This is a genomic window from Caballeronia sp. LZ019 (assembly GCF_031450825.1).
Taxonomy (GTDB): domain Bacteria; phylum Pseudomonadota; class Gammaproteobacteria; order Burkholderiales; family Burkholderiaceae; genus Caballeronia.
The window spans coordinates 774,149-786,946 of sequence record NZ_JARTVZ010000005.1; the positions used below are offsets into that span (position 1 = coordinate 774,149).

At 61.9% G+C, this 12,798-nt stretch carries 11 protein-coding genes; 4 read left to right on the plus strand and 7 right to left on the minus strand.

What is annotated here, in order from left to right; genetic code table 11:
• Positions 1–7: 7 nt before the first annotated feature.
• From coaE to P9255_RS16980, 3 genes are all read left to right on the plus strand, one after another.
• A complete protein-coding gene (coaE, locus tag P9255_RS16970) occupies positions 8–610 on the plus strand; it encodes a dephospho-CoA kinase (RefSeq protein WP_309790143.1) in 603 nt (200 codons plus the stop codon).
• A 157-nt stretch (positions 611–767) separates the two neighbouring features.
• On the plus strand, positions 768–1,523 hold the full coding sequence (gene zapD, locus P9255_RS16975) for a cell division protein ZapD (protein WP_309764022.1): 756 nt from the start codon (positions 768–770) through the stop codon (positions 1,521–1,523).
• A 70-nt stretch (positions 1,524–1,593) separates the two neighbouring features.
• Positions 1,594–1,785 carry a DNA gyrase inhibitor YacG gene (locus P9255_RS16980; protein ID WP_309790144.1) on the plus strand — a complete coding sequence of 64 codons (192 nt, stop codon included), beginning with the start codon at positions 1,594–1,596 and terminating at the stop codon, positions 1,783–1,785.
• A gap of 13 nt (positions 1,786–1,798) precedes the next feature.
• Here the strand turns inward: P9255_RS16980 and P9255_RS16985 are convergent, their stop codons facing one another.
• The 5 genes from P9255_RS16985 to ltrA all read right to left on the minus strand — a co-directional run bounded on the left by P9255_RS16985 (position 1,799) and on the right by ltrA (position 9,277).
• Positions 1,799–2,230 (minus strand): NUDIX domain-containing protein, encoded by a 432-nt coding sequence (locus tag P9255_RS16985; RefSeq protein ID WP_309790145.1) that lies wholly within the window; start codon positions 2,228–2,230, stop codon positions 1,799–1,801.
• Positions 2,231–2,235: 5 nt separating this feature from the next.
• Positions 2,236–3,099, minus strand: coding sequence for an ATP-binding protein (locus P9255_RS16990; protein WP_309790146.1), 864 nt, complete (start codon positions 3,097–3,099; stop codon positions 2,236–2,238).
• A gap of 32 nt (positions 3,100–3,131) precedes the next feature.
• Entirely contained in the window at positions 3,132–4,373 is a 1,242-nt protein-coding gene (gene argJ / locus P9255_RS16995; protein WP_309790147.1) for a bifunctional glutamate N-acetyltransferase/amino-acid acetyltransferase ArgJ, read from the minus strand.
• Between the two features lie 193 nt (positions 4,374–4,566).
• Positions 4,567–7,383, minus strand: coding sequence for a preprotein translocase subunit SecA (gene secA / locus P9255_RS17000; RefSeq protein ID WP_309790148.1), 2,817 nt, complete (start codon positions 7,381–7,383; stop codon positions 4,567–4,569).
• Between the two features lie 193 nt (positions 7,384–7,576).
• On the minus strand, positions 7,577–9,277 hold the full coding sequence (gene ltrA / locus P9255_RS17005) for a group II intron reverse transcriptase/maturase (RefSeq protein ID WP_309764016.1): 1,701 nt from the start codon (positions 9,275–9,277) through the stop codon (positions 7,577–7,579).
• 1,273 nt (positions 9,278–10,550) lie between these two features.
• On the opposite strand from ltrA, the gene P9255_RS17010 reads away from it, so the two are divergent.
• Entirely contained in the window at positions 10,551–11,045 is a 495-nt protein-coding gene (locus P9255_RS17010) for a DUF721 domain-containing protein (protein WP_309790149.1), read from the plus strand.
• 50 nt (positions 11,046–11,095) lie between these two features.
• Here the strand turns inward: P9255_RS17010 and lpxC are convergent, their stop codons facing one another.
• Both lpxC and P9255_RS17020 read right to left on the minus strand, forming a co-directional pair.
• The gene (gene lpxC / locus P9255_RS17015) at positions 11,096–12,013 is read right to left on the minus strand and encodes a UDP-3-O-acyl-N-acetylglucosamine deacetylase (RefSeq protein WP_309790150.1); all 918 of its coding nucleotides are present in this window, start codon (positions 12,011–12,013) and stop codon (positions 11,096–11,098) included.
• A 273-nt stretch (positions 12,014–12,286) separates the two neighbouring features.
• The gene (locus P9255_RS17020) at positions 12,287–12,790 is read right to left on the minus strand and encodes a peroxiredoxin (RefSeq protein WP_309790151.1); all 504 of its coding nucleotides are present in this window, start codon (positions 12,788–12,790) and stop codon (positions 12,287–12,289) included.
• Positions 12,791–12,798 lie beyond the last annotated feature (8 nt).

Genomic DNA, 12,798 nt, shown 5'->3' on the forward strand with positions numbered 1-12,798 from the left:
GCAGCGGATGTTCAGCATCGGGCTGACGGGCGGTATCGGCAGCGGCAAGAGCACGGTCGCGGACCTGTTCGCCGCGCGCGGCATCCCGCTGATCGATACGGACATCATCGCGCATCAGGTCACGGCGCCGCGCGGCGTTGCGATGCCGATAATTGCAAGCGAGTTCGGCAGTGACTTCGTCGCGCCCGACGGCTCGCTGGATCGCGCGAAAATGCGCGGACTCGTCTTCACCGACGACACCGCGAAAGCGCGCCTCGAAGGCATCCTGCATCCGCTGATACGCGCGGAAACGGAGCGCCAGCGGTCCGAAGCGGGCGGCGCGTACCACATCGTCGTGGTGCCGTTACTCGTCGAATCAGGGAATTGGGCTTCGCGAGTGTCACGCGTGCTCGTCGTCGATTGTCCGGTCGAGACGCAAATTGCGCGCGTCATGCGGCGCAACGGCTTTCCGCGCGAGCAGGTGCTCGCGATCATCGCAAAGCAGGCCTCCCGCGAAACGCGGCTCGCGGCGGCGGATGACATCGTGCTGAACGACGATGCCGCCACGCTCGAAACGCTTGCCCATCGCGTCGACGAACTTCACGCGCTTTATTCGAAGCTCGCCGGGTGACGGTTTTCGAGCGCCAGACATCGAGAAGCTGCAAATATCGGCTCAAAAAGCGGTAACGGCGGTGAGAATGTGGCTCGATTTGCTAGGGTTAGCATGCGGCATTAGAATGTGCTGACTTCCGCTCACGGAAGCAACCGACCCACGCCGAGGCGAGCGCTTGATCCTTTACGAGTATCCCTTCAACGAGCGGATTCGGACGCTGCTGCGTCTCGAAGACTTGTTCGAGCGCTTCACGTTCTTCCTGACGCAGGAAGATCCCCGGGAGCATCACGTGGCGCTGACAACGCTCTTCGAAATCGCGGAAGTCGCGGGGCGCACGGATCTCAAAGCCGACCTGATGAAGGAACTGGAGCGTCAGCGTCAGACGCTCGCGCCGTTTCGCGGCAATCCGGGCATCGAGCAGGAGGCGCTGGAAGCCGTCCTCGGCGAAATCGAACAAACGCTCGCCGGTCTCGGCGACATGCACGGCAAGACCGGCCAGCATCTTGCGGACAACGAATGGCTTGCGAGCATCCGCAGCCGCACGATCATCCCCGGCGGCACCTGCAAGTTCGATCTGCCGTCGTATTACGCGTGGCAGCAGTTGCCCGTGGAGCAGCGCCGTCAGGACATCGCAAGCTGGGTCATGCCGATGCTAGCCCTGCGCGACGCCGCCTCCATCGTCCTTCGGCTCGCCCGCGAGTCGGGGCAGGCGTCGAAAGTCATGGCGATGCAGGGCAGCTATCAGCAGATGCTTTCAGGCCGCACGTACCAGTTGATGCAGGTGCGCGTATCGCCCGAAGTGCGCGTCATTCCTGAAGCGAGCGCCAACAAGTACATGTTGTGGGTGCGTTTCACCGTGCAGGACGGCGATTTGAAACCGCGCCCCGTCGATGTTGACGTTCCCTTTCATCTGACGCTTTGCAGCCTTTGAACCGGGCGGTTCGGCCTTATATAGTCGACTGTCGATCAAACGCCGGCTCAACCAGCCACGCCTTACCGTCATGACCACTGTCGTCAAATGTCCAACCTGCGCGAAGGAAGTGCGCTGGGTCCCGGAAAACCGCTTTCGTCCGTTTTGCTCCGAGCGCTGCAAGCAAATCGATTTCGGCGCCTGGGCAGCGGAAAAATACAAGGTTGCGGGCAACTCGCAGGAAACGCCGCCGGACGACGACTCGCACGGCGGCCTTAACTAGACGCTTCGCCGGTTCATTGCCCCGCTTCCGCCGCGAGCCATTCCAGCACCGGAATCGCGGCGGGCAAGAGCGGTGCGACGTCCACCGGGAGCGCCTGCCACGCGATTGCCTGCCCCTCGCGGCCAAGCGGCGTCCCCGTCCAGCCCGTCACCTTGCAGAAGAAAAGACGCACGTACGCGTGCGGATAGTCGTGTTCCAGCGTGCGCCACAGTTCGCACGCGTAGACATCGATGCCCAGTTCCTCGTGCAACTCGCGTGCGAGCGCCGCTTCGACGCTCTCGCCTGCTTCCAGCTTGCCGCCCGGAAATTCCCAGTAGCCCTCGTACGGCTTGCCGTGGGGCCGCTGCGCGAGCAGATATCGGCCGTCCGGCTGAACCATCACGCCGACGGCCACTTCGGTCACCTTGCGGCCATCGGGTGCGATGTCGGTTCGCGCATCCTTCATGCCGCTCATTGCTTGCGGCCCGACCAGTCGCGCGCGAACTGCCACGCCACGCGGCCAGAACGTGAACCGCGCTCCAGCGCCCAGACGAGCGCATCGCCGCGTGCACTCTCGATTTCGGCCGCATCGCATCCGAAGTGCCTGAGCCAGTGGCCGACGATCGTCAGATAGTCGTCCTGCTTGAACGGATAGAAACTCACCCACAGCCCGAAACGCTCGGACAACGAAATCTTCTCTTCGACGACTTCGCCCGGATGAATCTCGCCATCGGGCATGTGCTTGTACGACTCGTTGTCGCTCATGTATTCGGGCAACAGATGGCGGCGATTGGACGTCGCGTAGATCAGCACGTTGTCCGACTGCGCGGCCACCGATCCGTCGAGCGCAACCTTCAGCGCCTTGTAGCCCGATTCCCCTTCCTCGAACGACAAATCGTCGCAGAAGACGATGAAGCGCTCGGGCCGCGTCGAGATCAGATCGACGATGTCGCCGAGATCGTGCAGGTCGTCCTTGTCGACTTCGATCAGGCGCAGGCCGTCCTTCGCGTACGCGTTCAGGCACGCCTTGATGAGCGACGACTTGCCCGTTCCGCGCGCGCCCGTCAGCAGGACGTTGTTCGCAGGCAGCTTGTTCACGAACTGCCGCGTGTTCTGCTCGATGAGCGCTTTCTGACGATCGATGTTCTGGAGGTCGTCGAGCGAAATGTGGGAGATGGCGGGCACCGGCTGCAGAAAGCCGCGTCCCTGCCGCTTGCGCCAGCGAAACGCCACTGCGGATTGCCAGTCGATATCGGGCGTTGCAGGCGGCAGCATGCCTTCGATGCGTGCCAGAACCGCTTCGGCGCGCGTGAGAAATTGTTCGAGTTTGTCCATGTCGGTTTCTTTGCGCGCCGGTTCAGCGCGCGTTACGAGCGGTAGTCGGCGTTGATGCTGACGTAATCGTGCGAGAGGTCGCAGGTCCAGACGGTCGCCTGCGCGTTGCCACGGCCGAGCACGACGCGAATCGCGATTTCGCTCTTCTTCATCACGCGCTGGCCGTCTTCTTCGCGGTAGTCGGGATTGCGCCCGCCCGCCTTCGCGACGAGCACATCGTCGAGATAAAGATCGATTTTGCCGACGTCGAGGTCCGTCACGCCCGCATAACCGATGGCCGCGAGGATGCGGCCAAGGTTCGGATCGGACGCGTAGAACGCGGTTTTCACGAGCGGCGAATGGCCGATCGCGTAGGCGATCTGCCGGCATTCCGCGACATCCTTGCCGCCTTCGACCGTGATCGTCATGAACTTCGTCGCGCCTTCGCCATCGCGCACGATCAGTTGCGCGAGTTCCTGCGCCACAGCCGTCACTGCGTCGCGCAGCGCGGCGTAGGCCGGCGCATCCGTTGACGTGATCGCGGGCAGGCTCGATTTACCCGATGCGATGAGGATGAACGAATCGTTCGTGGACGTATCGCCGTCGATGGTGATGCAGTTGAACGAGCGATCCGCCACGTGCTTCACGAGCTCGTCGAGCACCGGCTGCGCGACGGCGGCATCGAAAGCGAGGAAGCCGAGCATCGTCGCCATGTTCGGCTTGATCATGCCCGCGCCCTTGCTGATGCCGGAGAGCGTGACCGTGTGACCGTCGATCTGCACTTGCCGCGACGACGCCTTCGGCAGCGTGTCGGTCGTCATGATGGCCTGCGCGGCGTCGAACCAGTGCGCGGCCTGCTGGTTCGCGAGCGCGGCGGGCAGGCCGGCTTTCAGGCGATCGATCGGCAGCGGTTCGAGAATCACGCCCGTCGAGAAGGGCAGGATCTGCTGGGCGTCGACGCCCGCGAGCCGCGCGAGTTCCGCGCAGGTTTCGCGTGCGTGGGTCAGGCCCGGTGCGCCGGTGCCCGCGTTGGCGTTGCCCGTGTTGACGACCAGCGCGCGAATGCCCTTGCCGCCGGCGCGCACTGCGTCGAGATGCTCGCGGCACACCGTCACCGGCGCGGCGCAGAAGCGGTTCTGCGTGAACACGCCCGCGACGGTCGCGTTTTCGTTGACGCGAATCACGAGCACGTCCTTGCGATTGGGCTTGCGGATGTTCGCTTCGGCCCAGCCTAGCGTGACGCCTGCAACGGGATGCAGCGCGGCGGGATCGATCGAGGGGAAGTTGACAGCCATGTTCGCGACTCGCTGATGGTGGCGAGTGCCGACCCGATGCGCCGGCACGCTGTGAAAGACTGACGCCGTCTGAAGCGATGAACCTCTGGACGGCGCCGTGAAACGCTCGGGCGCGCCGCGCGGCCCGATTGAGACCTGCAAAGACAAACGACGCATTGCTGCGTCGCTCGTCCGTTCGTCGATCAGAAAGCCCTTATGCCAGCTTTCCGTGACAGTTCTTGTACTTCTTCCCGCTGCCGCACGGGCACGGGTCGTTGCGGCCAACCTTCGGCACCTCGTCGGACGGGCGCGTGGCGACGGTGATGTCGTCGTTCGTGGCCATCGCCTGATTGACCATCTGCGCCGTGGCGGTCGCGGCGGCGGCTGCCGGCGTCGCGGTCGGCGCGGCGGGCGCATTGAAGTCCGCGTGCGTGAACGACACGTTCTCCAGATGGCTGCCCCTCTCCTCGTACTGCTCGGCGGCTTCTTCCAGTTGTTCCGGCGACTGGATCTGCACGTTCATCACGACGCGCGTGACTTCCTGCTTCACGGCGTCGAGCATCGCGGCGAACAGTTCGAATGCCTCGCGCTTGTATTCCTGCTTCGGATTCTTCTGCGCATAGCCGCGCAGGTGGATGCCCTGACGCAGGTGATCCAGCGCGGCGAGGTGCTCGCGCCAGCGGCTGTCGAGCGTCTGCAGCATGATCGAGCGCTCGAACGCGCTGAACGATTCGCGGCCGACCAGTGCGACCTTCGCCTCGTACGCTTCGTCGGCGGCGGACAGCACGGCTTCGCAGATTTCCTCGGCGTCGATGGAATTCGACTCGTTGATCATCTCCTGAATGGCCAGGTCCAGCGACCACTCGTTGCGCAGCACTTCCTCGAGTTCCGGCGCGTCCCACTGCTCCTCGATACTGCCCGCCGGAACGAACGTGCGAACGAGATCGCCAATCACGCCCTGACGCATCGCGGCGATGGTTTCCTGCACGTCGTTCGCTTCGAGCAGCTCGTTGCGCTGCTGATAGATGACCTTTCGCTGATCATTCGCGACGTCGTCGTATTCGAGCAGTTGCTTGCGGATATCGAAGTTGCGCGCTTCGACCTTGCGCTGCGCGCCTTCGATCGAACGTGTGACCATGCCCGCTTCGATCGGCTCGCCTTCCGGCATCTTCAGGCGATCCATGATCGCGCGGACGCGGTCACCCGCGAAGATGCGCAGAAGCGGATCGTCCAGCGACAGATAGAAACGCGACGAGCCCGGGTCGCCCTGACGGCCCGCACGGCCGCGCAGCTGGTTGTCGATACGGCGCGATTCGTGACGCTCCGTGCCGATGATATGCAGCCCGCCCGCCGCCTTCACGTGGTCGTGCAGCGCCTGCCATTCGTCGTGCAGCTTCTGGATGCGCGCGGCTTTTTCGTCCTCGGGAATCGAAAGATCCGCCTCGATGAACGACGCCTGCTTCTCGACGTTGCCGCCGAGCACGATGTCCGTGCCGCGACCCGCCATGTTCGTCGCGATGGTCACGACGCCCGGCCGGCCCGCTTCCGCGACGATCGCCGCTTCCCGCGCGTGCTGCTTCGCGTTGAGCACTTCGTGACGCACGCCTGCCTGCGTCAGCAAGCCGGACAGCAACTCCGACGCTTCGATCGACGTGGTGCCGACGAGCGTCGGCTGGCCGCGTTCCACGCAATCGCGGATGTCGCGAATGACCGCGTCGTAGCGTTCCTTCGATGTCTTGTAGATCTGGTCCTGCTTGTCGACGCGCTTCGGCGGACGGTTGGTCGGGATCACGACCGTTTCCAGGCCGTAGATTTCCTGGAACTCGTACGCTTCGGTGTCCGCCGTGCCGGTCATGCCGGACAGCTTCGCGTACATGCGGAAGTAGTTCTGCAGCGTGATCGAGGCGAGCGTCTGGTTCTCCGCCTGAATCTGCACGTGCTCCTTCGCTTCGACCGCCTGATGCAAGCCGTCCGACCAGCGGCGGCCGGTCATCATGCGGCCCGTGAATTCATCGACGATCACGACTTCGCCGCTCTGCACCACGTAATGCTGATCGCGATGGAAAAGCGTATGCGCGCGCAGCGCGGCATAGATGTGATGCATCAGCGTGATGTTCTGCGGCGCGTAGAGGCTTTCCCCCTCGCCGATCAAGCCCCACTCGACGAGCAGCCGCTCCGCCTTCTCGTGGCCCGATTCGGTCAGGAACACCTGGCGCGCTTTCTCGTCGAGCGTGTAGTCGCCCGGCTTCTCGACGCCCGTGCCGTCCGCCTTTTCTTCGCCGATCTGCAGTTCGAGCAGCGGCGGCAGCGCGTTCATGCGCACGTACAGGTCGGTGTGGTCTTCGGCCTGGCCGGAGATGATGAGCGGGGTACGCGCTTCGTCAATGAGGATCGAATCCACTTCGTCAACGATCGCGAAGTTGAGCGGCCGCTGCACGCGCGCGTCGGTCTCGTAGACCATGTTGTCGCGCAGATAGTCGAAGCCGAATTCGTTGTTCGTGCCGTAGGTGATGTCCGCCGCGTAGGCTTCCTGCTTCTGCGCATGCTGCATCTGCGACAAGTTCACGCCGCACGAGAGCCCGAGGAAGTTGTACAGGCGAGCCATCCATTCGGCGTCGCGCTGGGCGAGGTAGTCGTTCACCGTCACCACGTGCACGCCACGGCCCGACAGCGCGTTCAGATACGCCGCGAGCGTGGCGACGAGTGTCTTGCCCTCGCCGGTGCGCATTTCAGCGATCTTGCCGTAATGCAGGACCATGCCGCCGATCAGCTGGACGTCGAAGTGGCGCATTTTCAGGACGCGCCGGCTCGCTTCGCGACAGACGGCGAACGCTTCCGGGAGAAGCACGTCGAGCGATTCGCCGCCAGCGACACGCTTGCGAAACTCGTCCGTCTTCGCGCGCAGCTGATCGTCCGAATACTTCTCGACGGTCGGCTCGAGGGCATTGATCGCCGCAACGGTCTTTTGATACTGCTTGACCAGCCGCTGATTGCGGCTGCCAAAAATCTTCTGAAGGAAACCGGTCGTCATCGGATCAGTGTCTGCGTCGCGGCTTCGGATGGACGACAGGGTAAGCTGCGTCCGGGCTCGGAAGGCCTCGGCGACTTAAGTCCATTGGGTGAAATGTCGGGTAGCCCGACCTTCTTACGAAGATCGGGCCCCCCGAGAACCGTACGTGCGAGTTTCCCCGCATACGGCTCAAATCTACGAACAAAGTTCCGACTTACGCCAGAACCGGCTTAGTTACTACCAAGTTACCTGCGTGCACCCGTTGATGACAGAATGGATGGAGCAGAACCCTGTTGGACAACGCGTCGGAACCGCCATGCATCCGGTATTGCAGATGATGTTCGTGCCAACCTGTCTCGTCCGTCAGGGCACCACCACAGTGCGCGCAAAGCCCGCCCTGCGACATATATAGCGTCGCCCACTGCTTACGGTAGCGCATTGATTCCCACATACGCGTCTGTCGCAGGCGCTCGCCATATACTTCCCACGTGGGATCAAAGGGGTTGTAGTCCCCCTGGATCTTGGTGTGGTGTTTGATGCTCATTGCGCTGAGTGCGAACAACTCACTCAACTCCCACTTACCGTCATCAGACGGCGTACGGCAAGCAAAGACCCACTGCCGGGTGCCTGATGTATGGAAGTACTTCCTTCTCACCCATCCGGCACTCTTGCGTGGATGTCGCCTGCGGGACCACCACCAAAGCTTCCGAAAAACCAGATGCTCCATGCGGCTGTACGCCTTCTTAGCCGAGACGACCCGATGATACTGAGCCCATCCCCGCAACATCGGGTTCAACAGCCGGATTAGATCCGCCTGTGACACCGTTTTGTTGCCGCTGATCGTTTCCGCCACCTTGCGATAGAAAGCTTGCGCGTTCTTTTTGCTAGGTTTCGGCAGGTACTTTCCGTTGTACTTCCGAAAGTTCCAACCGAGGAAATCGAACCCATCGGCAATGTGGGTGATGCGCGTTTTCTGCTCGGATAGTCGCAGTCCGCGCTGAGCGAGGAATCCTTCCACCCAAGGCCGGACGTCTTGTGCCAGCAACTCGCAGGAGTTACCAGTAATCACAAAATCATCCGCGTACCGCACCACATTCACCTTCAGCGTTCGAGCCTTCGTCTTGCCCAACTTTGCACGTAGGTGCGTCGTCAGACCGTCCTCCAACCCGTCCAGCGTAATGTTAGCCAAAGTCGGGGAGATAATCCCTCCCTGTGGCGTACCGGCCTCTGTCGCCTGAAACTGGCCTTGATAAATCAGGCCAGCCTTCAACCACTTCCGCAGGATGCTCGTGTCCATCGGGACATTCGCGATCAGCCAATCATGGTTGATGTGATCGAAGAAGCCTTCTATATCTGCCTCCAGTATCCACGAGGCGGAAACCTCGCGAGAAAGGCACACACGAAGTTGACCCATAGCATCGGCCGTAGAGCGGTTTCTTCGGAACCCATATGAGTTCGGATCGCCCTTCGACTCCGCTACAGGCTCCAAAGCCAACAGATACAAGGCTTGCATCGCCCTGTCCCGCATGGTCGGAATGCCCAGAGGGCGTTCTTTCCCATTGGCCTTGGGGATATAGACTCTCCGTAACGGCAGTGCCTTATATCCGCGCCGCTTCAACCTGCCGACAGCTTCCCATCGGCTCTCGGGCGAATCCCACAGTTCGCGATCGACTCCTGCCGTTCGCGCACCTTGGTTCTGTGTAACACGTCGTACCGCAGACAGCTTTGCGGACAACGTGCGAGTCAGCATCCGTTGCAGGGCCTTCACCCTGCGCCAGTCACCTTCCCGCGTCGCCTTCGCAATTCGAATCTGAATCCCTCTCACATTCCGTTCAACGACCCGCCAGTCTATAGCGTGCCAGTTGTCTGGGACGTGGGAAAGCGCAGACCCAGTCGTTCGACTCGATACTCTCATGCTGCTCTCCTACCTTGGGTTAGACCCCGGCAGAAGGCGCATCTCCCCCAGCGGGGCAGATACACCCCGCTGGGGAACAACAGAACTCAACGTGAGTGCATGCACCCACGTCTCGAACAGACATATCAATACAGGCGCATGCGCCCGCATCTAACCAAGTACCAGAGGGTTAGCCAGCCGTCTTGCGACGGTAGACCAGACGGAAGTCTGCCCGCTTTCGCGTGGAGTAATGTCTCAACTCCTATCCGGGCCATTACAGCCCGACGTTCGCTTGCTCCGTCCTCCCATACCCGCACCATCAACAGCGTTCCTCACGGTTCGCCTGCCGGGCAACAGCCCCGGCAACAATACGGGCTTACCACGTTCCCGATGCGTCACACGACTGACTTAGGTTCTGCCTATTCCCCGACGGCCCAACGACGACGTGTCCCGAGATTCGAGCGAGACAGCCGGCCGCATACCTTTTGGTCAGTGCCACACAGCAGCTTAGGCACCTCAATTCTAACGAGGTTTATCAGCAGTTCACTTGCGTTAACCCTATCAGTCAGCCTAGCTCCGTACCCCAGTGCTGCTAGGAGTACCACACCCCTCCTCACGGACCGGTGTGCCCGAAACATCCGGGAGGCTACATTGTCAGAGAAGCTTCACACCCCACCGTTACCAGTGACGCATGTCCTCCTAGGCTACTGCTAGTCGTATAACAGGTTCACTAACCGATCAGTGCTGCGTCGGTTTGAACAATGACACATCGAGTTGTCCACTCGTACCGCTAGCGAATCCCTGAGCTTGTGGCTTGGGACTTGCAAACAACAATCCGCTTGGCAGCGGAGTTGAAGCCGCTGACAGGGCGGAACTCGGTGGTAACCGAGTTAATGCAATGCGAACTCCAGCGAATGCAGCACCAGAGATCGCCTATGGCGATACCCAGTGTTACTCCTCCGAGTATCGCTTCACTACAAATTGCTGGCCTCAAGGTGCCAGCACTATGGTCAGCAGAGCAGCCGGGACCGCGACCCCAACTGATTTCCGACGGTCGATGCCCCTTGTCGTGGGGCGGCCGGACACGAGTGTGCGTGTCGCACCGAATCGGGAATTTTAGCACGCGAGTCAAGCACATCTTGCGTTGGCGTGGGCTTGCGGACGTCGGCGGCACGCGACAGTCAACCGCCTGAAAGCTTGGCCGCGCGGGCCTCCGCACAAGGCATCCGGGCGTGCCGCGCGGCAGCCTCGCGGTACAATCGATGCGTCGCGTCAGGCGTCCGTCGATCAAAAAATGAGCCGTTTTTCTACAAATTCAAGGTACGCGCCGAAGCGGTTCGATCCGCGCCGGCCGCAAGCCGTCGCCGACGTGCTGGATCGGACCGACGCGTTTCGCGCGCTGCGCGCCGGCGTCGAGCAGATGGCGGCGCTCCAGCGTGATCTCACCGCGCTCCTTCCCGACTACCTCGCGGCGAACATCGAGCCCGGCTTCATCAAGGACGGCGTGCTCGCGCTCTTCGCCGCGCACAACGCACTGGCGGCGCGTCTGCGCCATATCGAGCCACGTTTGCTTGCCGATTTGCAGCAGCGCGGATGGGCGGTCGATTCGCTCAAAATCCGCGTGCGGCCGCAAGCAGTGAAGGAAGCCGCGCCGCCGAAGCAGGCGCGCATGTCGGCGGCGGGGGCATCGGCGTTGCATGAGCTGGCCGAGACGCTCGCGCCTTCGCCGTTGCAGGAAGCGCTCGCGCGCATGGCCGCACGCCATCAGGGGCGCGGACAAAAAAAATGAGCGGCGCTTTCCCTGCCGCTCACATTGCCCTGCAGACCTGCTGCCGATGATCAGGCGAATGCGGTTTGCGTATCGAACCCGAAACCGCGCGGCGCTTTCTGCGTGTCGTCGAACGTGACGATTTCATAAGCGTCCTCGTTCGCCAGCAACTCGCGCAGCAGCATGTTGTTCATTGCGTGGCCGCCCTTGTACGCCTTGTACGACGCCAGCAGCGGATGCCCCACCACGTAGAGGTCGCCGATCGCGTCGAGCATCTTGTGCTTCACGAACTCGTCGTCGTAGCGCAGGCCGTCGTTGTTCAGAATGCGGTATTCGTCGAGCACGATCGCGTTGTCCATGCTGCCGCCGCGCGCAAGACCCAGTTCGCGCATCATCTCCACTTCATGCGCGAAACCGAACGTGCGCGCGCGAGCGATTTCGCGGACATAGGACGTCGTCGCGAAATCCACTTCCAGCGCCTGGCCCGTCTTGTCCACGGCGGGATGACGGAAGTCGATGGTGAAGCTCAGCTTGAACCCGAAATACGGCTCGAGACGCGCGAATTTGTCGCCGTCGCGGACTTCGACGGGCTTCGTCACCTTGATGAACTTCTTCGGCGCGTTCTGCTCTTCGATACCTGCCGACTGAATCAGAAACACGAAGGAAGCAGCGCTGCCGTCCATGATCGGGATTTCTTCGGCGGTCACATCGACGTAGAGATTGTCGATGCCGAGACCCGCGCACGCCGACATCAGATGCTCGATGGTCAACACGCGGGCGCCGTCCTTCTGCAACACCGACGCGAGCCGCGTATCGCCGATCGCCATGGCGGACGCCGGAATGTCCACCGGCTGCGGCAGGTCAACCCGCGCGAAGACGATACCCGTTCCAGCCGGCGCCGGTCGCAGCGTCAGATCGACCTTTCGGCCGGAATGAAGCCCGATTCCCACGGTTTTGACGACGGTCTTGATTGTTCGCTGCTTCAACATGATTTTTAGTCCGATAGCGTTCCCGATAAAAGGAATTAATCGCACGCAGAATTCTAATAGAACGAAGTATACTCGATTCGGAACCTTCCGTCCCAAACCAAGAGGTATCAACTGTTTCCCTGTGTTACGCCGCGACGCCCGGCGAGTCAAGTGAAACGGGCCGATGGCCGGAATGGAGGCATTTCCGGTCATCGGCCCTAAGTTGTTGCCGATTGCGAGGACGTCTTTCAGCGTTGCGCGCCTACAACGACACGCGACGCGACGCCGCTGCGATCAGCTCAACGTCGCCAGGATGCTTCGGGCGTCGCTGACTTCGAACTTGCCGGGCGCTTCGACCGCGAGCGTCTTGACCACGCCGTTGTCGACCACCATCGCGTAGCGCCGGGAACGGATTCCCATGCCACGCTCGGCCAAATCCTGATCCAGTCCGAGTGCCTGAGTGAAACGCGCGTTGCCGTCCGCAATCATCTTCACCTTGCCCGCGGTTTGAAGATCGCGTCCCCACGCGTTCATGACGAACGCGTCGTTGACGGAAACGCACCAGATTTCGTCGATGCCCGCGGCGAATAACTCCTCCGCTGCGTCGACGTAGCCCGGGACGTGTCTGGCGGAGCACGTCGGCGTGAACGCGCCCGGCAATCCGAAGATCACCACGCGCCTGCCTTCGGCCCGCTCGCGCGCCGAGAACCCGTTCGGTCCCACAGCGCAGCCCTCGCTCGCCTCTTCGATGAACTCGAAGAGACGCGCATCAGGCAACGTTTCACCCACTTCGATCATGCTCGGTC